Source organism: [Clostridium] ammoniilyticum, assembly GCF_025566905.1.
Lineage (GTDB): Bacteria > Bacillota_I > Bacilli_A > Erysipelotrichales > Coprobacillaceae > Faecalibacillus > Faecalibacillus intestinalis.
On sequence record NZ_JAOQJR010000018.1, the window covers coordinates 1 to 23,537 of the forward strand.

General features: G+C 28.9%; 25 protein-coding genes. 20 read left to right on the forward strand and 5 right to left on the reverse strand.

Annotated elements, in window-relative coordinates; all coding sequences use genetic code 11:
* Positions 1-240 precede the first annotated feature (240 nt).
* Positions 241-1,140 carry a hypothetical protein gene (locus tag OCV55_RS12625; RefSeq protein ID WP_147580797.1) on the forward strand — a complete coding sequence of 300 codons (900 nt, stop codon included), beginning with the start codon at positions 241-243 and terminating at the stop codon, positions 1,138-1,140.
* 29 nt (positions 1,141-1,169) lie between these two features.
* Here OCV55_RS12625 and pgeF read toward each other — a convergent pair whose 3' ends face one another.
* A complete protein-coding gene (gene pgeF / locus OCV55_RS12630) occupies positions 1,170-1,916 on the reverse strand; it encodes a peptidoglycan editing factor PgeF (protein ID WP_032089887.1) in 747 nt (248 codons plus the stop codon).
* A gap of 69 nt (positions 1,917-1,985) precedes the next feature.
* On the opposite strand from pgeF, the gene OCV55_RS12635 reads away from it, so the two are divergent.
* Positions 1,986-2,264 carry a hypothetical protein gene (locus tag OCV55_RS12635; RefSeq protein WP_147580798.1) on the forward strand — a complete coding sequence of 93 codons (279 nt, stop codon included), beginning with the start codon at positions 1,986-1,988 and terminating at the stop codon, positions 2,262-2,264.
* 17 nt (positions 2,265-2,281) lie between these two features.
* Here the strand turns inward: OCV55_RS12635 and OCV55_RS12640 are convergent, their stop codons facing one another.
* Complete coding sequence (locus tag OCV55_RS12640; protein ID WP_147580799.1) at positions 2,282-3,922, reverse strand: Rqc2 family fibronectin-binding protein; 1,641 nt, start codon at positions 3,920-3,922, stop codon at positions 2,282-2,284.
* 99 nt (positions 3,923-4,021) lie between these two features.
* Between OCV55_RS12640 and gmk the strand changes: the two genes are divergently transcribed.
* The 17 genes from gmk to OCV55_RS12725 all read left to right on the forward strand — a co-directional run bounded on the left by gmk (position 4,022) and on the right by OCV55_RS12725 (position 22,005).
* A complete protein-coding gene (gene gmk / locus OCV55_RS12645) occupies positions 4,022-4,585 on the forward strand; it encodes a guanylate kinase (protein ID WP_147580800.1) in 564 nt (187 codons plus the stop codon).
* 99 nt (positions 4,586-4,684) lie between these two features.
* On the forward strand, positions 4,685-6,874 hold the full coding sequence (gene priA / locus OCV55_RS12650) for a replication restart helicase PriA (protein ID WP_022001657.1): 2,190 nt from the start codon (positions 4,685-4,687) through the stop codon (positions 6,872-6,874).
* A 2-nt stretch (positions 6,875-6,876) separates the two neighbouring features.
* Positions 6,877-8,127, forward strand: a complete 1,251-nt coding sequence (gene rsmB, locus OCV55_RS12655; RefSeq protein WP_147580801.1) for a 16S rRNA (cytosine(967)-C(5))-methyltransferase RsmB — start codon at positions 6,877-6,879, stop codon at positions 8,125-8,127.
* A 3-nt stretch (positions 8,128-8,130) separates the two neighbouring features.
* Positions 8,131-9,153 carry a 23S rRNA (adenine(2503)-C(2))-methyltransferase RlmN gene (rlmN, locus tag OCV55_RS12660; protein ID WP_032089893.1) on the forward strand — a complete coding sequence of 341 codons (1,023 nt, stop codon included), beginning with the start codon at positions 8,131-8,133 and terminating at the stop codon, positions 9,151-9,153.
* Positions 9,153-9,884: a Stp1/IreP family PP2C-type Ser/Thr phosphatase gene (locus OCV55_RS12665; RefSeq protein ID WP_032089894.1), complete on the forward strand. Its 732-nt coding sequence runs from the start codon at positions 9,153-9,155 to the stop codon at positions 9,882-9,884. The genes rlmN and OCV55_RS12665 overlap by 1 nt, the downstream gene beginning before the upstream one ends.
* A 3-nt stretch (positions 9,885-9,887) precedes the next feature.
* Entirely contained in the window at positions 9,888-11,789 is a 1,902-nt protein-coding gene (pknB, locus tag OCV55_RS12670; protein ID WP_147580802.1) for a Stk1 family PASTA domain-containing Ser/Thr kinase, read from the forward strand.
* Between the two features lies 1 nt (position 11,790).
* Entirely contained in the window at positions 11,791-12,666 is an 876-nt protein-coding gene (gene rsgA, locus OCV55_RS12675; RefSeq protein WP_032089960.1) for a ribosome small subunit-dependent GTPase A, read from the forward strand.
* The gene (rpe, locus tag OCV55_RS12680) at positions 12,659-13,309 is read left to right on the forward strand and encodes a ribulose-phosphate 3-epimerase (RefSeq protein WP_032089896.1); all 651 of its coding nucleotides are present in this window, start codon (positions 12,659-12,661) and stop codon (positions 13,307-13,309) included. The genes rsgA and rpe overlap by 8 nt, the downstream gene beginning before the upstream one ends.
* On the forward strand, positions 13,306-13,905 hold the full coding sequence (locus OCV55_RS12685) for a thiamine diphosphokinase (RefSeq protein ID WP_147580803.1): 600 nt from the start codon (positions 13,306-13,308) through the stop codon (positions 13,903-13,905). The genes rpe and OCV55_RS12685 overlap by 4 nt, the downstream gene beginning before the upstream one ends.
* Before the next feature lie 132 nt (positions 13,906-14,037).
* The gene (locus OCV55_RS12690) at positions 14,038-14,472 is read left to right on the forward strand and encodes a hypothetical protein (RefSeq protein ID WP_267309941.1); all 435 of its coding nucleotides are present in this window, start codon (positions 14,038-14,040) and stop codon (positions 14,470-14,472) included.
* A 185-nt stretch (positions 14,473-14,657) separates the two neighbouring features.
* On the forward strand, positions 14,658-15,551 hold the full coding sequence (locus OCV55_RS12695) for a MurR/RpiR family transcriptional regulator (protein ID WP_147580804.1): 894 nt from the start codon (positions 14,658-14,660) through the stop codon (positions 15,549-15,551).
* 113 nt (positions 15,552-15,664) lie between these two features.
* Positions 15,665-17,071, forward strand: a complete 1,407-nt coding sequence (locus tag OCV55_RS12700) for a 6-phospho-beta-glucosidase (RefSeq protein WP_147580805.1) — start codon at positions 15,665-15,667, stop codon at positions 17,069-17,071.
* A 9-nt stretch (positions 17,072-17,080) separates the two neighbouring features.
* A complete protein-coding gene (locus tag OCV55_RS12705) occupies positions 17,081-18,367 on the forward strand; it encodes a PTS sugar transporter subunit IIC (protein ID WP_267309942.1) in 1,287 nt (428 codons plus the stop codon).
* 30 nt (positions 18,368-18,397) lie between these two features.
* On the forward strand, positions 18,398-19,513 hold the full coding sequence (locus tag OCV55_RS12710) for a M20/M25/M40 family metallo-hydrolase (protein WP_147580806.1): 1,116 nt from the start codon (positions 18,398-18,400) through the stop codon (positions 19,511-19,513).
* 1 nt (position 19,514) lies between these two features.
* Positions 19,515-20,411 (forward strand): AEC family transporter, encoded by an 897-nt coding sequence (locus OCV55_RS12715; RefSeq protein ID WP_147580807.1) that lies wholly within the window; start codon positions 19,515-19,517, stop codon positions 20,409-20,411.
* On the forward strand, positions 20,399-21,259 hold the full coding sequence (locus OCV55_RS12720) for a YitT family protein (protein ID WP_147580808.1): 861 nt from the start codon (positions 20,399-20,401) through the stop codon (positions 21,257-21,259). The genes OCV55_RS12715 and OCV55_RS12720 overlap by 13 nt, the downstream gene beginning before the upstream one ends.
* Before the next feature lie 155 nt (positions 21,260-21,414).
* Complete coding sequence (locus OCV55_RS12725) at positions 21,415-22,005, forward strand: rubredoxin-like domain-containing protein (RefSeq protein WP_022000839.1); 591 nt, start codon at positions 21,415-21,417, stop codon at positions 22,003-22,005.
* 130 nt (positions 22,006-22,135) lie between these two features.
* Here the strand turns inward: OCV55_RS12725 and OCV55_RS12730 are convergent, their stop codons facing one another.
* Positions 22,136-22,309 carry a hypothetical protein gene (locus OCV55_RS12730; protein WP_267309943.1) on the reverse strand — a complete coding sequence of 58 codons (174 nt, stop codon included), beginning with the start codon at positions 22,307-22,309 and terminating at the stop codon, positions 22,136-22,138.
* Positions 22,310-22,362: 53 nt separating this feature from the next.
* On the opposite strand from OCV55_RS12730, the gene tnpB reads away from it, so the two are divergent.
* Positions 22,363-22,557 (forward strand): IS66 family insertion sequence element accessory protein TnpB, encoded by a 195-nt coding sequence (gene tnpB, locus OCV55_RS12735; protein ID WP_081918897.1) that lies wholly within the window; start codon positions 22,363-22,365, stop codon positions 22,555-22,557.
* Here tnpB and OCV55_RS14160 read toward each other — a convergent pair.
* The gene (locus tag OCV55_RS14160) at positions 22,513-22,809 is read right to left on the reverse strand and encodes an IS3 family transposase (protein WP_147580809.1); all 297 of its coding nucleotides are present in this window, start codon (positions 22,807-22,809) and stop codon (positions 22,513-22,515) included. The genes tnpB and OCV55_RS14160 overlap by 45 nt on opposite strands.
* A 113-nt stretch (positions 22,810-22,922) precedes the next feature.
* Entirely contained in the window at positions 22,923-23,213 is a 291-nt protein-coding gene (locus OCV55_RS12740; protein ID WP_106987888.1) for a transposase, read from the reverse strand.
* Positions 23,214-23,537 lie beyond the last annotated feature (324 nt).

Genomic DNA, 23,537 nt, shown 5'->3' on the forward strand with positions numbered 1-23,537 from the left:
GTAAGACCTATAATGTATTGTCATTAGAGGCAGTCGTGGTTGAAGCAAGAATCTCCGACTTCTAAACGAAGTGTAAGTCGGAGTAGTTCACACAAGATTGATTACGAAACGAACACGTTTCGTAATTTTTTTTACCTTTTTTAAAAAATAAAAAGAAAAAGATCAAAAAATTGTCTATATAATAGTAGGAAAAATTAAATAGAAAAAGTATTAGAAATCACATCAAATGATCATATTATCATGATCGATAAACTCTGTAAAAGAATATTAGGACATCCTGAAATCTTAGGAAGAATCATTAAAGGATTTATTAAAGAAGCTGAGGATGTATCTTTAGAAGAAATTATTGAACTTATTAAAGGAAAGAAGGATCAGGAAGGAAATTCTTATTTCCAACAGCTAAATAATGTCATCGATATTGCTCATCATGGAAGAGTGGAATTTGATTATTTATGCTGTATCAATCTGCCACAAGCTGATGGAACAATGAAAAGAATTTATCTAGATGTAGAGATACAAAATGTAGAAAATCCAGGCTATGCCCCACTAACAAGAGGAAATGGTTATCTTTCAAGAATGATTACCAGTCAAAATGGAAAGGAATATGATTATAGAAACTATGATGGGATGAAAAAGACCTATGTCATATGGATATTTCCACAGGCAGCTAAAAAGCGAGATGGTCATGTCAATTGTTATAAAACGAATGAACACAATATCAGTGGAAGTACTATTGAAAGGTTAGAAAGTTATGATAAAAGCGAACAGATTATGATATACTTAAATAAAGATCATGATATCAAAGATAAGTATGAAGATAGTGATTGGATCAAGACACCATTAGTCATATTTTTAAATAATACATACGATCTTTTGATAAAGAAAGAAGTTATGAAAGAATATGGATTTGAAGAAATAGAGAAGGAGGTTAAAAAGATGTGTAATTTAGGGGAAATGATAGCCAGAGAAAATATAGAAAAAGGACATTCTATGGGACTGGTACAAGGACAAAAATTGGAAAGAATTACATTAATTAAAAATATGATGGAAAGTTTGCAATGTTCCATGCAAAGAGCTATGGATGTTTTAAAATTGACAGCTGATGAAAGAAAAGATGTTGAAGAATATTATAAATCTTAAAATCATAGGCGATATGAATTTCATATCGCCTATTTTCTTTTAATGATTGTTACATTTCTTTGACCATCATGATTGACACGATGTGAAAAGAATAAATCATTATTCTCATTTGTACAATAAGAAGAAACTTGAATATTTTCTTCTAAAACCCCTAAATTTAATAATTGTTGTTTATTTAATCCTTTATTATCTAACAAATAATGAGTTTCATCTGTTTTTTGATAAAAAGGTGAAGTATCAAAGTTCATTTTCTTAACTTGATTAATCACATCATCTTGCACTTCTAAGTGCTTTTTAGAAAGACAAGGACCTATTAAACAATACATTTCTTTTGGATTACAATTTTCTTTTTCAATAAGATAACGAATTGTATGATCAACAATTTGTCTAACTGTACCAAGCCATCCTGAATGAATAGCACAAACGATTTTTTGATCTTTGCAATAGACTAAAATTGGTGTGCAATCTGCATGAAATGACAGTAAGAATAAATCTTTATCTTTCGTATAAGTTGCATCTACTTCATAGAGGTCATCTGTTTGTTTTAACATATTGGTACCACCATCTTTCATTAAAAAGACTTGTTTTAAATTGGTAGAATGTGTTTGTCTAGGGGCTACCATATGTTCTAAATCTGTATTTAGTAATGAAGCAAGTTCTTGTCTATTTTCTAATACTTTTAAATAATTTGGATTATTTAAAGAAATATCACCTAATTTCCTAGTTGTTGTATATGCTTCTACATCTTCATGTAAATTCCATTTTATTAATTTCATTTGTTTCTCCTTTACAAAAGTCCAATTCTTTTTAATACATGACCATACCTTATATTAGGAGGTGTTATTATGAGCTGTAATTGTCAACAAAATACATGCTGTCAAGGACAATATGGAAACTTTGATAATAACGGTTATGCAAATTATTTTAATTCAAATATAGGAAATAGTTTTACTCCACAACCAATTGTCGCTCCTAAGAAAGTATGTACAACATTTCAAAATCAATATGTAGAACAACCTATTATTTGTCCAATTGAATGTCGTCGTGTCAATAACATTGTTTATGTTCCACGTTATTATCCTCGCTATGAACAAACATGTTATACACAAACAAATCGTTATTAAAAATAGGTGCTTAGCATCTATTTTTTTGTAAGTTCTTGTAAAAACTCATCATCTGGATCAATATAGATTGTTTTATAATTATCTAAAATTACTTTTCCTGGTTTACTACCCGCAGGTTTTTTGAGTGTTTTGACGAGTGTATAGTTTACCGGAACACTACTTGAATTTTTTCCTTTTGAATAGTATGCAGCAATTTTAGCAGCTAAACGAATCGTATATTCATCTAAATCTTGTGCTTTAACAATGACATGGCTTCCTGGCATATCTTTTGCATGGAACCACATATCATAACGATGCGCATATTTAAATGTTAAATAATCGTTTTGTAAGTTATTTTTACCAATATCGATTTCAATTCCATCTTTTGTAAGATATTGTTGAAATTGAGGACGTTTTTTCTTACGAATTGTATTTTTTTGTTTTTTCTTTTTTAAATATCCTTCGTTTTCTAATTCTTCTTTGATTTCTAAAGCATCATAATATGTTGCTTGTGACATAGCGGTTATTAAAGAATCGAAATATTCAATTTCTTTTTCAGTTAAATCAATTTGTTCTAAAAGAACATTGATTGAATTTTTAGCTTTTTGATATTTTTGATAATATTTTTGAGCATTGGCTTTTGGATCTAATTTAGGATCTAAAGTAATATCTAATTTTGTATTATCATAATAATTGTCAACAACAACATGAGTCATTCCTTTTTGTATTAAATGTAAAGAAGCATATAATAAATCTCCTTTAATACGATAATCATCACTATTATGTGAATCATCTAAGGTTGCTTTTAATTTCTTTAATTTTGAAGTGTTTTTTTGATATTCATTTTGTATAAATTTTAAAAGATTACTTGTTTGTTGTTTAATTCTTTCTTTTTGATCTATTTCATTAAAGTGAGTATCTAAACCATCAAATAAAGAATATTTAGACGTTTCTCCTTGTAAATGTGTCAGTTCAATAACATGAAAATATTCTTTATCATTGACTTTCGTAATATAGAGATTTTGAGAATTTTCTATTTCTTTCATAATCTCTTTAAAAGATTCATCTTGATCAATACGATATAATATTTCTTTAGATAAAATAGGAGACATTCCTTGATAGATTTTAGTAAGTTGGTTATCTTCTACAAATTCATTTGTAAAAGGATCGAGTTTTTCCATCATTGGTGGTAATTGATAAAGGGCTCCTGGTTGTAAAAATCTTTCACTGTTCATACTTGGTGAAATATGTTTAATACAATCAATGATTTTATCGTTTTGACCTACTAAAATAATGTTTGAATGTTTTCCCATGACTTCTACATAGAGAACATATTCAATATAATCACCTAATTCATTGTGACAGCTAAAAGTGATTTTAAAAATACGATCCAAATCGATTTGTTCAATATCTTTAATATAACCACCTTCTAAAAGCTTACGATAAAGCATAGTAAGCGGATTAGGAGATTCTGGTGTTGGATAAGATAAAGATGTTAATTGAACACGTGCATACATTGGATGACTTGAAATCAATAACTGATAATTCTTTTTATTTGCACGAACTTGAAATAAAAGTTCATATTTTGATATTTGATAAATTTTATTGATACGACCGCCTTTTATTGTTTCTATCAATAAATTTTTTACTTGATGCATCATAATGCCATCATATGCCATAGTTATCACCCCAAAATACTATAACATATTTGAAATTTAATTGACATTATCTCTTTGTTATTGTAGAGTTATTTTTATAAAAAAAGGGGTGTGGAAAAATTGAAAAGAGGAATGTTAATCATTCTTAGTGGGCCTAGTGGTGTTGGTAAAGGAACAGTAAGAGAAGAATTGTTCAAAGATGAAAGTTTAAATTTAAGTTATTCTATTTCAATGACAACAAGAAAACCTAGACCTGCCGAAACAGAAGGTGTAGATTATTTCTTTGTTGATGAAAAAACGTTTGTAGATAAAATTGCTCAAGGTGGATTATTAGAATGGGCAAGATTTGTAGGTAATTATTATGGTACCCCTAAAGATAATGTAGATCGTTTATTAGATGAAGGGAAAAATGTCGTTTTAGAAATCGAAGTTCAAGGAGCGTTGCAAGTCATGAAAAAGTGTCCAGATGCCCTTACGATTTTCTTGGTACCACCTTCATTAGAAGAATTAGAAAGACGTATTCGTGGTAGACGTACTGAAAGCGAAGATATCGTAAAAGAACGTTTGGATAAAGCACGTAAAGAAATTCAAACAAAAGATGAATATAAATATGTTGTAGAAAATGATGATGTTCATCTAGCAAAAGATAAAATAGCAAAAATTATTAAAGAACATCAAAAGTAACTGTTGGTTTTTATAACTGACAGTTTTTTTGATAAAGCTACAATAGATGTGGTAAAATACAAACAAAAGAGAGGTGGAAATATGTATAGAGGTGGAAATATGTATATTGTTAAGGTTCTTGTGGAACATGCAATCTATAAATTAGATACGACCTATGACTATTTATCTAAATATCAAGTTTTGGCAGGTTGTCGAGTCCATATCCGTTTTGGTTATCAACAACTTGTAGGTTATGTCGTTGAGTGTCAAGAAACACTTTTTACTCAAAAACAATTAGAAGAAAAAAATGGTTTTAAATATTCTTTTATCCAAGATGTCATTGATCAAAAACCATTACTTAATCAAGAATTACAAGAACTTGCAAACTATCTTTCAAAACAAACGCTTTCTACAAGAATCAGTTGTTTACAATGTATGTTACCACCTCAATTAAAACCAAGTACCAATCATAGTGTTGGTATTAAATATCAAAAAGTTGTTTCCTTTGTAAAAGATATTCCCCTTAAAACAACAAAACAACAAGAAGCTTTAAATTATATAAAAGAACACGATTTATTACCCATAAAGGATTATCCTTTTTCAACAGCTCTTTTAAATAATATAGAAAAACAAGGAGCAATTATTTATAAACAAGTAGAAGTTTATCGAAATCCTTATAATGAACATCTACAACAAGAAGATTATCCCTTGACTACTAGTCAACAAAAAGTTGTTAATCAAATATTAGCATCTTTTCATCAATTTAAAACCTTTTTACTTTATGGAGTCACAGGTTCAGGAAAAACAGAAGTTTATTTACACCTTTCTAGATTTGTGATTGAACAAGGAAAAACTGTCTTGATGCTTGTCCCTGAAATTGCTTTGACTCCAATGATGGTCTCTGCTTTTAAAAGCCGTTTTGGAAAAAGCGTCGCTATCTTACATTCAAAATTATCAGCGGGAGAAAGATATGATGAATATCGTCGAATCATTGATGATGAAGTAAAAATTGTCGTTGGAGCAAGAAGTGCTGTTTTTGCACCACTGGAAAATATAGGTTTGATTATTATGGATGAAGAACATGATGCTAGTTATAAACAAGAAAGTCCACCACGTTATTTAACATCTCAAGTAGCGAGAAAAAGAGGTGCTTATCATCAATGTCCAGTTGTTTTAGGTAGTGCCACACCTTCTCTTGAAAGCTATAGTCGTGCTTTAAAGGGTGCATATGAATTATGTATACTTTCACAAAGAGTCAATCAAAAACCTTTACCACAAATTGAATTGATTGATATGGTCGAAGAAATGAAAGCACATCATTATGAAGTATTATCAAGGAAGATGAAAGCTAAAATACAAGAAACAATCGATAAAAATGAACAAGTGATTTTATTGCTTAATAAAAGAGGTTATTCAAGTTATGTTCGTTGTTTAGATTGTGATGAGGTATTAAAATGTCCTCATTGTGATGTATCTTTAACTTATCACAAAGATACCCATACAATGCGTTGTCATTATTGTGACTTTCAAGTACCTTACCAGCAAAAATGTAGTCATTGTGGAAGTACCAATATTAAACTTATTGGCAGTGGGACACAAAAGATAGAAGAATATTTACAAAATAATTTTATAAATTCAAGAGTGATTCGCTATGATGTAGATTCTACAAGGAAGAAGCAAGGACATCATCAATTGCTTAAACAATTTGAAAACCAAGAAGCAAATATATTAATAGGAACACAGATGATTGCTAAAGGATTAGATTTTGAAAATGTGACTTTTGTAGGAGTTATTAATGCAGATCTTTCTTTAAATATTCCTGATTTTAGAGCAAATGAAAGAACATTTCAATTATTAGAACAAGTTTCTGGTAGAAGTGGTCGAGGGAAGAAACAAGGAACAGTGATGATTCAAACGTATAATCCTGATCATTTTGTTTTACAATGTGTTAAAAATCATGATTATCAAAGTTTTTATCAAAAAGAAATGGAAATGAGAAAACTTGCGAAATATCCACCTTATTGTTATTTAATAAGTATTTTAGTGCAAGGTAAAAAAGAAGATGATGTGACTTTTTGTAGTCAACAAATAAAGGAATATTTAGTAAAACAATTACCGAAGGCAATTGTTTTAGGACCTGCTAATTGTACGATTTATAAGATGAATGATATTTATCGAAAGAGAATGACACTTAAAATAACGAATACAACACATGTTTATGAGGTGTTGCATGCAATGAGTGATTATTATAATAAAAAAGGAAGAAAGGTAAATGTGATATGTGATTTTAATCCATACACAACGATATAGTTATGGCAAGAGAAAATGCATATATGATTTTAAATCAATATTTTGAAGATGAGAGTTTTTTAAATATTGCTTTAAATGAACAATTAAAGAAAAGTAATTTAAAAAGAGAAGATAAAGATTTATGTACAACCATTGTTTATGGAACAATTCAAAATCTTTTATATATTCAATATCAACTTCAACCTTATATTAAAGGAAAAAGAGTAAAGAAAAAAATAAGGACACTTCTTTATATGTCTTTATATCAATTGATATATTTAGATAAAATACCTGAATATGCCATTATTAATGAAGCGGTTAAAATAGCTAAAAAAGAAGGTTATCAAACAAGTCAATTTGTAAATGCGGTATTGAGGAATTTTACAAGAAACGAAAGAAGATCGTTAGAGGAATTAGATGAATTAGAAAAAATCTCGATTATGACATCACATCCTTTATGGATGGTCAAAATGTTTAATAAACAATATGGTTTAGAAAAAACAAAAATGATTTGTGAAGAAGATAACATGCCTCCTACAAGAAGTGGGAGAGTCAATACATTAAAAACAACAAAAGAAGAGTTATTAAAAGAAAGCTGTTTTGAAGAGGGAACATTGTCTCAAGATGCTCTTTTATATAAAAGAGGAAATCTAGCCTATACTTCTTATTACAAAGAAGGTAAAGTAACGATTCAAGATGAATCAAGTCAATTAGTAGCAAGACTTTTAGATCCTCAAAAAACAGATTACGTTTTAGATATGTGTAGTGCTCCAGGAAGTAAAACAACACATCTTGCAGCATTAATGGAAAATCAAGGAAAAATAGAAGCCTATGATTTATATAAGCACAAAGTAAAATTAATAGAACATAATTTAAAACGTTTAGGTGTTAAAAATGTACATGTTCAAGCAGGTGATTCTACAAAGCTCATAGAACGCTATCCTCCTGAAACGTTTGATTGTATTTTATTAGATGCACCTTGTTCAGGATTTGGAGTTTTAAAACGTAAACCAGAAATTAAATATCATGATTCGAGTGTGATGGATGGTTTAATCCCATTACAAGCACTTTTATTAGAAAATGCGTATAATTTATTGAAAAATGATGGTACAATGGTTTATAGTACATGTACAATCAATAAAAAGGAAAATGGGATGATGATTGAACATTTTATTCAAAAACATCCTGATATGAAAGTTATTGAACAACGTACAATTTTGAATTATGAATATCACACAGATGGATTTTATATGTGTAAAATGAAAAAGGGATAGAAGATGGAACATTTATATAATTATTCTTTAGAAGAATTAACTGAATATTTTAAATCAATCAATGAAAAACCTTTTAGAGCAAAGCAGGTTTTTCAATGGTTATATCAAAAAAATGCTTTTGATTTTCAAGAAATGTCTAATATATCAAAAGATTTAAGAGAAAAATTGGAAAAACAATGCATCATTGATACCTTTGAAATACAAGAAAAGCAAGTATCAAGTGATGGAACTATCAAATATTTATTTAAAATGATTGATGGTAACTTAATAGAAGCCGTTTTAATGAGACATGACTATGGTCAATCATTATGTGTAACAAGCCAAGTAGGATGCAATATGCAATGTGCATTCTGTGCTAGTGGGCTTTTAAAAAAACAACGTAACTTAACAGCTGGTGAAATGGTCAATCAAGTCATGGCAGTCGCTAAAGATACAGGTATTCGTGTTTCACATGTTGTTGTCATGGGAACAGGTGAACCTTTTGATAACTATGATGAAGTGATGAAATTCGTTAGAATTATTAATCATCCTCATGGTTTAGCTATTGGAGCAAGACATATTACGATTTCTACATGTGGACTTGTCAATATGATTGAAAGATATAGCAATGAAGGAATTCAAACAAACCTTGCTATTTCTTTACATGCCCCTAATGATGAAATTAGAGACCAATTAATGCCTGTAAATAAAGCGTTTAATATGGATGCTTTAAGAAAAGGTGTTGCAGATTATATCGAAAAAACGAATCGTAGAGTGACATTTGAATATATTTTATTAGATGATGTCAACGATTCACTTGCACATGCTAGACAGCTTGCTCATTATATGAGAGGATTGAATGCGTATGTGAATTTAATTCCTTATAATAGTGTTGATGAACATGGTTTTAAACCAAGTAGTCATGTAGAGGAATTTAAAGACGAACTATTAAGATTACATATTAACTGTACGGTTAGAAAAGAACATGGTAGAGATATAGATGGAGCATGTGGTCAGCTAAGAGCAAAACGTAGTGGGGTGATATAATGGAGTATTATGCATTGACTGATATTGGGAAAATCAGAGAAAAAAATCAAGATCAAGCAGCAACGGCCATCAATTTAAAAGATCAGGTTTTAGGTGTTGTTTGTGATGGTATGGGAGGACATAAGGCAGGAGAAATTGCATCTCATGTTGTAGAAGAACATGTACTTACATGTTTTAAAGCCAATCCACCTTTTTTGGATGATGAAGAAGTGACAAATTGGTTAATGGATACTGTTTTAGAAGCTCATCAAATTGTAAAAAGAATGGCTAATATGCAAGAAGATACGAAAGGAATGGGAACAACTGTAGCGATTGCGGTGGTTGATGGTGATGATGCTTTCTTTTGTCATGTAGGTGATAGTCGTATTTATATTTATGATGATCAAGAAATTACCCAAATGACAAGGGATCATACTTTAGTCAATGAATTGATTGAAAGAGGAGCAATTACAAAGGAAGAAGGAAAGAATCATCGTCAAAAGAATGTTTTAATGCAAGCTATTGGTGTTGAGATGAATATTGTACCAGATATTCAAAAGTATAAATTAAATGGGAAGAATATTTTGATTTGTAGTGATGGGTTATTTAATTCTTTAGAAGATGAGGAAATTTTAAATATTGTTAAAAAAAATATGAATGTTAGAGATAAAGTACATCTTTTAATTGAACAAGCAAATGAACATGGTGGGCATGATAATATTGCTGCTGTGTTAATAGAAGGAGGACGTTAAAAAATGAATAAAATCATTGCTGAACGTTATGAATTGATTGATATTATTGGTCAAGGAGGAATGGCAGATGTTTATCTAGCAAATGATACGATTTTAAATCGTACAATTGCTATCAAGATATTACGTACATCTTTAGCGAAAGATCCAATTTATATTGCAAGATTTCAAAGAGAAGCTTCAGCAGCAGCTGCGCTTTCACATAAAAATATTGTTGAAATTTATGATGTTGGTGAAGATAATGATCAATACTATATTGTCATGGAATATGTACCTGGTAGAACATTGAAAGAATTAATTGCTAAAAGAGGTGCTCTACATGTAATGGAAGCTATTGACATTATGAAACAAGTGCTTTCAGGAACAGCAAGAGCACATCAAATGGGAATTATTCATCGTGATTTAAAACCACAAAATATTTTAGTAACGGATACAGGAACAGCTAAGATTGCTGATTTTGGAATTGCTTCTATTCAATCACTTACACAGTTTACACAAACAGATGTGATTATGGGTTCTCTTCATTATTTAGCACCAGAATTAGCACGAGGAGAAAAAGCGACAGTTCAAAGTGATATTTATGCTTTAGGAATTGTTTTTTATGAATTATTAAGAGGACAAGTACCATTTAATGGGGAATCTCCAGTGAATATTGCTTTAAAACATATGCAAGAAGATTTACCATCACTTAGAGAATTTAATCCATCTATTCCTCAATCAGTAGAAAATATTATTATTAAAGCAACTGCTAAAAACTTAAATGATCGTTATAAAAGTGCTACGGAAATGTTAGAAGATTTACAAACATGTTTATCTAGAACAGATGAAGAAAAACTTGTTTTTGATCATAGTGATGAAGTGAATGATCCTACGATTGTTGCAAATCCACGACAAATCTTTGATGAAGAAGAACCAGAAGAAGTTGAAGAAAGAGCTGTTGAAAAGAAGAATAATAATGGTAAAGGAAAACAAATTTTAGAAAAATTAAAAAATCCTAAAGTTCTTGCAGGAGTCGTTGCAGGTGTTGTTTTGATTATTGGAATTATTTGTTATTTCTTACTTTTTGGTGGAAATAAACAACCAAATGTAATGCCAGATTTAGTTGGATTGAAACAAAGTGAAGCAGAAAAAATATTAAAAGATTATGATGTTACAATTAATAAGACAGTTTTTAAAGAATTATCTGATGATTATAAAAAAGGTTTAATTACAAAAACTGATCCAGAAAAAGGTTCTTCTATTAAAGAAGGAGATGTTATCACAATTACTGTTTCAAAAGGTAAATATATTGTTTTAGATGATTATCAGGGATTAAGTTATGATGAAGCTAAAAAGAAATTAAATAAGATTGGCTTTAAAGTTGATATAAAACGTGAAGTTTCTGATAAAAAGGCGGGAACAGTTTTAGAACAAAGTTTAGAAAAAGGTTATAAACAAGATCCTACAGATAAAGATCGTACAATTACACTTACGATTTCTAAAGGATCCTATGTGATTTTAGATGATTATACAGGTATGAGCTATGATGATGCCTATAATAAATTGAGTGGTTTAGGATTCAATGTTACAAAACGTGAACAAACTTCTGATCAACCGGCAGGTACCGTTATTGATCAAAATTTAGCGAAAGGCTATAAAGTAGACCCAACAGATACAAATAGAAATATTACGTTGACTGTTTCTACTGGTTATAGTCAAACAGTGCCTTCTGTTGTTGGTTTAACACCAGATAGTGCGAAATCTAATCTTGAAAACTTAGGCTTTACTGTTTCAATGGAAGGGACACAATTCCCTGAATCAGGTGGAGATGAACGTTATATCGGTGCAGTTTACAAACAAAGTATTGCTGCTGGAACAAAAGTAGATAAAAAAGGAACGACAATTACAATCTATTATTATGAAGACTAACATAGATGAAGGGCGTATTGTCAAGGCATTAGCTGGTTTTTATTACATTGATGATGGTCATGAAGTGCATCAATGTCGTGCCCGTGGAAAATTTAGAAAACAAGATATAAAACCAGTTGTTGGTGATTTTGTAGAATTTCAAAAAGGTAACCATGATGATGGTTACCTTCTCAAAATATTAGAGAGAAAAAATGTTTTAAGAAGACCACCGATTGCAAATATTGATCAAGCATTACTTGTTTTTTCAAGAAAAGAGCCTGATTTTTCAACAGTATTATTAGATAAGTTCTTATTATTGATAGAACACTATCACATTAAACCAATCATTGTTATTTCTAAAATGGATATTGAAGGGGATGACTCTATTTATCAATATATTCAAGAATATAGAAATGCAGGATATACTGTGATTGAAACAAGTTCTAAACAAAATAAAGGAATAAATGAGATTAAAGAAATTTTTAAAGATCAAGTGACTGTGATTACTGGACAAAGTGGTGTTGGTAAATCAACGCTTTTAAATGCGTTAGATATTTCTTTAAATTTAGAAACAAATCAAATATCGAAAGCTCTTGGAAGAGGGAAACATACGACAAGACATGTTGAACTCATGAATTTATATGATGGTTATGTAGCAGATACTCCTGGTTTTTCATCTCTTGAATTAGAGATGGAACCAACAGAAGCAGCGAGAGCATATCATGATTTTGATGAATATGCTACTGCTTGTAAGTTTAGAGGATGTTTGCATGATAGTGAACCTCATTGTGCTGTTAAAGAGGCTGTTGATGAAGGAAAGATTTCTAAAGAACGTTATGAACATTATTTAACAATGTTAAAAGAATTAAAGGAAAAAAAGGAGAAACGATATGGTTAAAGTTGCACCTTCTCTTCTTTCAGCAAATTTTGCTTGTTTGAAAGATGATATTGAAAAAATCGAAAATGGAAAAGCTGATTGGCTTCATTATGATGTTATGGATGGACATTTTGTACCTAATATTTCTTTTGGATATAGTATTTTAAAAGATGTTTCTAAAGTAACAAATTTATTTTTAGATGTTCATTTAATGATCAGTGAACCTCAAAAGTATGTAGATGAATTTATTAAAAGTGGAGCAAATTTAATTGTTTTTCATATTGAAACAATGGAAAATAAAGAAGATACTTTAGCACTTATTCATCATATTAAAGAAAATAATGTACAAGTAGGAATAAGTATTAAACCAAATACACCGGTTGATGCTATTCAAGATTATTTATCTTTATTAGATGTTGTTTTAGTGATGTCCGTTGAACCAGGGTTTGGTGGACAATCATTTAAGGAAATTGCTCTTGATAAAATTAAAGATCTAGCTTCAAGAAGAAAAGATAATAATTACAATTATCTCATTGAAGTTGATGGTGGAATCAACGAATCAACAGGAAAACAATGTAAAGAAGCAGGTGTTGATGTTCTTGTTGCTGGAAGCTATGTATTTAATAGTGAAGATTGTTCACAAAGGATTGCTTCTTTAAAATGAAAATAGCGTTATGTGCCACACATTTAGAAAAGATGATACTTCCTCAAGACAGAGAATATATTGGGGTAGATCATGGTGTGGAAGAATTATTGAAACAAGGAATTACACCAAAGTTTGCCATCGGTGATTTTGATTCCTTACAAAATAGACAGACATTAGAAAATTTAAATATTCAAATTTTACCAGAAAGAAAAGATGTGACAGATACGCATGCTGCTATCGAATATGCAATTTCTAAAGGTTATGATGAAATTGAATTATATGGTGTTACCGGAGGACGTTTAGATCATTTTTTTGCAGTTATGTGTTTGCTTGAAAAATATCAAGATGTTTCTATAAAGGTTATTGATCAACAAAACTGTATTCAATTATTAAAACCAGGAATTCATCATATATATAATCAAGAATATTATTATTTTTCATTATTTGCTTTAAATGAAAGTATTCTATCTATTAGTCAAGCTGAATATACATTAGATCATTATTTACTTAAAAGAGATGATCCATTATGTGTATCAAATGAAGTTAAAGGTGATTATACAATTATTGAAAATAATGAAAATATTATTTTAGTTCAATCAAGAGATGCTCAATAGGCATCTTTTTTGATTGCTTAATATTTACCAACTAAGATATTAAATTTAATAATTGTGCAGGTGTAAAAGATGTTTTTAGAATAAAGTGTTATATTATAAGAAGAATATTTAAAAGAGGATGGGTGAACTAAAGTGGAACAAACAGTAAGTAAAATTGAAGAATTATTAGAGAATCCATGCTATGTGATAGATTTTCTTCCTGAACAGGTAAAACCAAGTTCAAGAGCACAATTTTTTGATGTGGAATGTTATTTACTCAATAGTGATAAACATTTTTTGCTGAAAGATAAATTTGTAAATATCATTATAAAATTAATGTGTTATTATCATGTATCTATACAATTGGATGATTGGATTGACCGACCATCTTTACAAATATTAGAGGATGCAATCAATACAATCATGAATAACCATTCAGGTTGGTTGAATATATTGCTTCCAGATGAAACTGTTCTTGTGGTTTTTGAATGGGATAGCTTAAATTTAACAGTGTATAATCCATCAAAGGAAATACAGGCACTTATGCAAAAGATAGCTTGTTCAGAAGGCCTTTTTTGGCGAAAATAAGATTTGATTTGATAATATTTCAAAATTAGAAATGTTTTATAAGAGAAGCAAATAATTCTTATATAAAATAAATTAATGGAGGGTGTTTGTTTTTATATAATAACATGAAAAGATTTTTTGTAGAAAAACTGTGTTTTTGTTTTCTTTTTTATTATATGCTATGATATCAAAAAGGATGTGATGGTATGTTATTAATTGATAAACTAACAAATAAAGTTGATTTTTCTAAAAGTGAAATTATAATTGCTGATTTTATTATTCAATTAGGAGAGAAGATAAAAAATTATTCAGCAAGAAGTATTGCTAAAGAAACTTATACATCACCAGCGACTGTTTTAAATTTATGTAAGAAAATTGGAATTGAAGGTTTTGATAATTTTAAGAAGGCTTATTTAAATGAAATTGAGTATTTAAATCAGCAATTTGGGACAGTTGATCCTAATTTACCCTTTGATCAAGGAGATACTATTTTTAAAATTGCTAATAAAATGGGTTCTTTATATGAAGAAACAATTAAAGATACGTTATCTTTATTACATCATGATTTATTTCAAAAAGCTGTTCAATTATTAAATAATAATAACAATATTCATATTTATTCATATGGAACAGCTTTAAATATAGCAGAATCATTTAAAGAAAAAATGATGAAAATAGGAAAGAATGTATATATTACTAATAATTTAAATTATCAACGTTATGAAGTAAATTGTATTCCTAAAGGGGATTGTGTGATTTTTATTTCTTATTCTGGAGAAACCAAGACACTTATCAATATGGCAAAAACATGTCAAAAGAAAAATATTCCTTTTTTAAGTTTAACTTCTTTTGGAGAAAATACGTTAAGTCAAATGAGTGATGCTAAATTGTATATTTCTACAAGAGAAAATTTAACGCATAATATTGCAAATTTTAATAGTAATTTATCTATTTATTTTTTATTGGATTTATTGTATGCTTCTTATTTTTCTTTAGATTATGAAAATAATTTTAATAAAAAATTACAACTTACATCTAAATCAGAAAGTACAAGACATTCTTCAAATCCAATATTAATGGATGAATCTAAACAGTGTTAAATAATAAAAAATATTTAATTCTAAAATTTTTAAACATTGTTAAAAACGAAAGCTATTCAATTATAAAAGCCTTTCTTCTATGTTTTAATAACCATAGAAGGAGGGCTTTTTAAATGAAAATATCAGATCAATTCTTATGGGGAGGAGCAACAGCAGCTAATCAATATGAAGGTGGTTACCTTGCAGATGGAAAAGGATTAAGTATTGCCGATGTAGAGATGGGAGGAAATATTGATCATCCTCGAGAAATCCATGAGAGTGTTCATCCTCATACCTATTATCCAAGTCATGAAGGAACAGGCTTTTATGATCATTATAAAGAAGATATTGCTTTGTTTGCGGAAATGGGATTTAGATGCTTTAGAATGTCTATCAATTGGACACGTATTTTTCCTCTAGGAGATGAAGAAAAACCGAATGAAGCTGGATTGAAATTTTATGATCAAGTTTTTGATGAATTATTAAAATATCATATAGAGCCAGTGGTGACGATTTCTCATTATGAAACACCATTACATTTAGTTCAAAAATATGGTTCATGGAGAAATAGAAAAATGATTGATTTCTTTATGAATTATTGTCAAACAATTTTTAAACGTTATAAAGATAAAGTAAAATATTGGATGACTTTTAATGAAATTAATGAAACGATGAATAAGAAAAATCCTTATCATCAAGCTGGTATTCTTTTTCAAGAAGGAGAAGATAAGGCATCAACTGTTTTACAAGCAAGTCATCATATGTTTGTAGCAAGTGCCAAAGCAGTTATTTTAGGACACCAAATTAATCCAAATTTTAAAATTGGCTGTATGGTTCAATATCCAGAAAGCTACCCAGCAACTTGCCAACCAATAGATCAAATAGCTAAAAGAGAATATATGTTGTTTACACATTATTATTTAGATGTGATGTGTAGAGGATTTTATACGAATACATGTTTGGCTAAACAAGAACAATTGGGAGGAAAATTGGTTATTGATGAGGGTGATGAAGAAATATTAAGAAAGGGAACGGTTGATTTTATTGGCTTTAGTTATTATTTTTCTTCTATTGTTTCTTATCAAAGAGATGGTTCAATTAATGCTAAAGGACGTAATCCTTATTTAGAACTTACGGATTGGCGTTGGCATATTGATCCTTTAGGATTAAGAGTTGCACTTAATGAATTATATGATCGTTATCAAATACCATTATTTGTTGTTGAAAATGGATTAGGGGCTGTTGATCAACTTAATGAAGATGGTACTGTAGATGATCAATATCGTATTGATTTTTTAGGAAAACATATTGAGGCTTTAAAACAAGCTATAGAAGTTGATCATGTTGATGTTATTGGTTATACAACATGGGGGTGTATTGATTTAGTTTCTGCTGGAACAGGAGAAATGAAGAAAAGATATGGTTTTATTTATGTTGATAAAGATGACCAAGGAAATGGAAGTTTAAAAAGATATAGAAAGAAATCATTTTATTGGTATAAGAAAGTAATTGAAACCAATGGACAAACAAAATTTGAATAGGAGGAGAAAATGATGAATAGTTTTTTTGATAAAATGGGTGAAAAACTGATGCCATTTGCATCTAAAGTAAGTACTAATCGTTATTTAAATGCGATTAAAGAAGGTTTCTTTGGCGTGATGCCAGTTATTATTGTTGGTTCTTTATTCTTGCTTTTTACAAGTATTCCTATTAATGGTTATAGTGAATTTATGACAGGACTTTTAGGGGAAAATTGGAGTCAAATATTTATGGTTCCTTATCGTATGAGTTATGGAATCATGTCAATTTATGTAGTTGTAGGAATTGCACGTTCTCTTGCACATTTTTATAAAGTAGATACAAGAGAATCAATTGTTGTATCATTTATTGCTATCTTCATGTTAACACCTGTTTTAGTAACAGAAGATGGACTAAAAGGATTACCACTTGATAATTTTAGTGCATCAGGATTATTTTTAGCAATTATTACAACTTGTTTAGCAGTAGAAATCTTTAGATTTGTTGTTCAAAAAGGATGGACAATTAAATTACCAGATTCAGTACCTCAAAATGTTGCTAAGCCATTTGAAGCTTTAATTCCAGTAGCTATTATCTTTATTATTTTTAACTTTGTAAGAATTGGTTTTGAAATGACAAGTTTCAAAAGTGCACAAAATTTCATTTTTACAATGTTACAACAACCATTACAATCTATTGGTAGTACATTACCAGCTACAATTTTAGTTTTATTAATAGAATCAATTTTATGGATCTTTGGTTTACATGGATCAAGTATTGTTTCTTCAGTAATGAATCCTATTTGGAGATCATTATCTGCTGAAAATGCTGCAGCAATTGGACTTGGAAAAGCTGCTACACATATTATCAATTATCAATTTATTGCTAACTTTGTTAAATTAGGAGGAACTGCAGCTACTTTAGGATTAGCACTTGTTATTGTCTTTACTGCTAAATCATCTAGATATAAAGCTTTAGGTAAATTATCATTAATTCCTTCATTATTTAATATTAATGAACCTTTGATCTTTGGTATGCCAATTGTTTTAAATCCAATTATGGCTATTCCATTTGTGATTGCTAATATTACAATGGCAATTGTCACTTATGCTTCTACATATATTGGATTAGTCCCAGTAAGTATTGGGGTTGAAGTTCCTTGGACAACACCACCAATTATTTCAGGTTTCTTATTATGTGGTATTAGAGGAGCTCTATTACAAATTGTATTATTATTAATTTCAATGGCTATCTATTATCCATTCTTTAAAATGTTAGATAAACAAGAAGTCAAAAAGGAATCTATTGAAAAGGCATAATTGCCTTTTCTTTAATATAGGGGGAAAAATATGTTATATAAATATGAAGAAGATTATGTTGAACAAGAAGCTGATTATTCTATAGAACTTTTAAAACAGTTAGCAACTATTCCAGCACCATCTTATCATGAAGAAAAAAGAACACAATTTTGTAAACAGTGGTTTAAAGAAAGAGGTATTGAGACAACAATTGATAAGATGAATAATGTTGTTATTAAAATGTTTGATGATAATCAAGATATTGCTGTATTTTGTGGGCATCTTGATGTTGTTTTTGCTGATATGGAACCGTTAAAAATAACACAAAAAGGGAATTATTTATATGGACCAGGAGTAGGAGATGATACAGCTAATGTTGTTCATTTAATGCAAGTGATTCATTATATTCACCTTCATCATTTACATGGAAAGACAGGTGTTTTGTTTGTTTTAAATACATGTGAAGAAGGTTTAGGAAATTCTAATGGGTGTCGTTATATTGTTGAACAGTATAAAAATCGTATTAAATCATTTATTTCTTTTGATGGATATTTGAATCAGTGTACAAATAGTGCTGTAGGTTCTAAACGTTATCGTTTGACTGTTCATTGTCAAGGAGGACATTCTTATGCTGATTTTGGCAAAGAAAATGCTATTGAGACTTTAAGTAAAATTATGTATGAATTAAGTCATCAACAAATACCAACAGAAGCTAAAACAACTTATAATTTTGGAAAAATAGAAGGTGGAACAACAATTAATGCAATTGCTTCTACAGCTACATTATTTTATGAATATCGTTCTTCTATGCAAAACTGTTTAGATATCATGGAGAAACAATTTCAAGAAATTGTTTCACACTATTCAAATGTAGAAATTGAAATTTTAGGAGTAAGACCTGGAAATGGTTTATTAAATCAAGAGAAATTTGAAAAATTTACAGATCATAATATGAGATTGATTAAAGAATATTATTTAGATGATGTAGAAAAATGTGCTAATGGTACAGATTCAAATATTCCTTTATCTTATGGAATATGTGCTAATACGATTGGAACTTTAATGGGAGAAAAAGCACATACTTATGATGAATGGATTGATTTAGATTCTTATAAGATAGGTTTTAAAGTCATGATGAATATTATTTTAGAATATTTTAGGGATTAAAATGAATGTTTATTTAGTAATTAATAAAATTTTACAATTGTTTATGATGATTGTTTTAGGTTTTATCTTAGGAAAAATGAAAGATTTTGATGAGAGTTTTATTGATAAAATGAATCGTTTTGTTTTAAATATGACAATGCCTTGTTTAATTATTTCATCTGTAAGTGCCAATAAAAATGGTATTCCTTATCAAGATTTATTTTTATCAATGATTATTTTAATTATTATATTACCTATTTTTGCTTATTTGTGTTTGAAAATAAGTTCTTTAAAAGATAAATCACTCTATTTATTTATGATAATCTACCCTAATGTAGGTTTCATTGGTTTTCCTCTATTACAATCATTATTTGGTAAACAATCGCTTTTATTAACAGCTTTAATCAATATGCCTTTTAATCTATCATTGTTTACTTTAGGAATGATGATTATGTCAAATAATAAATCATTTCAAATAAAAAAACTCATTACGCCAGGGATTATTGCTTCATTGATTGCAGTGTTATTATATATTTTTTCAATATCATTACCTGAAACATTGTTACAACCTATTCAATTGATAGGTAATATGACAACACCATTAGCAATGATTATTATTGGAGCAACACTTTCTAAATATCCTATTAAAGAAATTTTATTAGATAGAAAAATCTATTTGTTTACATTATTCATTGATTTATTGATACCAATGCTTTTTTCACCGCTTGTCCATTTCTTGATTAAAGATACTATGATTCAGGCAATGACAATGATCATTCTAGCAATGCCTGTAGCTAATGGTGCTGTTTTATTTGCGAAAAGATATCAACAAAATGAATTTTTAGCAGCAAAAACAGTTTTTCTATCAACTTTATTATCAATTATAACAATACCGGTGGTGGCTCTATGTTTCATTTAAATAAAAAATATTTTTTAACATTGATAACAGTTATTTTAGGTGCTTTTGTACAAGCTTATGTCATCAAAGTCTTTATTCAACCAGCTAATTTATTATCAAGTGGATTTACAGGAGTTGCGATATTGATTGAAAAGATTACATCAACTTATTTTCATTTCTCATTTTCTACTTCTTTAGGAATGATTGTATTAAATGTACCAGTAGCTATTTTATGTTATAAAAGTATTAGTCCTAGATTTACGTTCTTTTCTTTATTAGAAGTTTTTCTAGCAAGTTTCTTTTTAAAAATTATTCATTTTTCACCTATTTTTAATGATACTTTATTGAATGTTATTTTTGGTGGCACTCTCTATGGATTAATGACAGCAAGTATTTTAAAAATGAATGCTTCAACAGGAGGAACAGATTTTGTAGCTTTATATATTTCTAATAAAAAAGGAAAATCTATTTGGAGCTATGTTTTTATTTTTAATTCAATTATATTATTGATTTTTGGATTTATGTTTGGTTGGATCCATGCAGGATATTCTATTTTATTTCAATTTATTTCTACTAGAACAATAGATTCATTTTATCATCGTTATGAACGCGTTACTTTACAGGTAACAACAAAAAAAGCACAAGCTGTGATGGATAAATATATTAAAAATTATCGACATGGAATATCATGTGTTGAAGCTATTGGAGGATATAGTCATGAAAAGATGTATTTATTACATACAGTTGTTTCTAGTTATGAGGTTTTAGATATTGTAGAGTTAATGAAAACAGTAGATTCTCATATTATTGTTAATGTTATAAAAACTGAAAATTTTTTTGGTGGCTTTTATCGCCCACCGATAGATTAAAGCAATTGAAAGATTGCTTTTTTCTTTTTAAAAAAGAGTTATAATAATAGAAAGATACAAATTATGCTTCTAAATGGATTGACAATAGGAAATTATATGTTATACTTAAGTAGTAATCATTCCTAATAAGGAATTAAAAAAAGGAGAAAAGAAATATGGCTAAATTTGTATGTAAAGTATGTGGATATGTTTATGAAGGAGATGCAGCACCAGCTGAATGTCCAGTATGTCATGTAGGAGCTGACATGTTTGAAGAAGTAAAAGGTGAAATGAAATTAGCAGCTGAACATGAATATGGTATTTACGCTAAAACTGTAAAAAATAATCCTGATATCAGTGATGAAGATAAAAAATATATCTTTGATCAATTAAAAGCTAACTTTGAAGGTGAATGTTCAGAAGTTGGTATGTATTTATGTATGGCAAGAATTGCTCATAGAGAAGGTTATCCTGAAATTGGATTATATTGGGAAAAAGCTGCTTATGAAGAAGCAGAACATGCAGCTAAATTTGCTGAAATGTTAGGAGAAGATTTAGAACCAAATATGAAAGCAACAACTAAAGATAATTTAGCTTGGCGTGTTGATTGTGAATTTGGAGCTACTGCTGGTAAAGTTGAACTTGCTACATGTGCTAAAAAGAATAACTTAGATGCAATTCATGATACTGTTCATGAAATGGCTAGAGATGAAGCTAGACATGGTAAAGCTTTAAAAGGTTTATTAGATAGATATTTTGGGAAATAATAGAATTATTGAATTATAGAAGGGCTCAATTGAAATGAGCTCTTTTTATCTACAGTAGTAATTAAATTCTCAAAAATTAAAATATTATAATCAAAAAAATGTGAAAGATATTTATTGAAGTATGATAGTATTAAGTTGCTAGATATAAATATTTAGCAACGCCATTAAAAAGTATTGTAATGACAATCATATTAGTATTTCCAGCTTCTATAAACAAAAGGCTTTGATTCTTGAAGAAGAAAATACTTTTCTTCCTGTCATCATTGATAAAAGTAATGATGTTATTGATTTTGATATTGATCATCATCATATTTCCTGTACCAAACAAAATCTCAAGATTTTATTGGAGAACCTGCTATGATTATCAATACCGATGAAATCAAAAATATTTATGTTGCCAAGCAGTTTTGTGACATGAGAAAACAAATTGATGGTCTTGCTTTGATTGTTACATCTCAGTTCAGCATGAATGTCTTGGATCATAGCTTGTTTATTTTTACTGATTTTTCACCAAGCTACATTTGGCTTCGTAGGATCATAATGTCTGTTTAATAGATTTTTTAATTTGTCAGAGAAATCATGACTAACTGTTGTTTGAATATATGGCTTAATATATTTTGCTTTGATATTGTTTTCCTTCATGATCGAATAAACATATTTTTGACTTACCTTTTCACCCTTTTTGTTCAGTAGTTCTGTTATTTTTGGTGATCCATATATTTCATACGATTCCTTATGGATTTTCTTGATTTCTTTTATAATTCTTTCTTTTCTTAATTTGGTTTTGCTTGGAACTCTTTTCAAATAATCATAGAATCATAATCTGCTTACATCTAATTTTTTCAGCACACTAGAAACAGAAACTGTAGAATCTTTTTGCTTTTCTTCCTTAACTGCTTTATAAATATCTGTTTTGTTTATTTTCCCAGTATGCCAATAGCCTTTTTTAACACTTCTAACGCATCCTGTGTATCTTTTAATTCCTTTCTTAATCTTGCAATTTCTTTAGCCTCATCACTAGAAAAATTACCGGATCCTCGAGATTCAATTTTATTGCCATTGTTGTTTGCATCTTTTATCCATTTATGAATTGTACTGTCTGCAATACCAAATCTTTTAGCAATAGAAACTTTGGATTCTTCAGGATGTTGGTTAGCATAATCTACAACTCCTTGTTTAAATTCATCATCAAATACTGGTTTTGTCATAGTCTTTCTTCATTTCTTTTTTTACTTATGACATTGGACCAAATGATGTTTAATTCTTCCATTTAACTTGTACAGTTTTTATACTAACATCAATATTTATATTATTATACTGTGGTTTGGAAAAATAAAAAATTGTATTTCATCAACGTTTCATAAATGGTGTGTATAATATTATTGAAAGTAGTTATAAAAGGCTTTTGTTTAAAAAAAAGGAGGAATAAAGGAGGATAAAATTATGGAAAAAAAGTAGCCAGAGGTGCATTCCTATTACTTACGTTATGTTTGAGCTTAAGTACAGTTGGGTGTAAAAAAAGTAATGAAAGC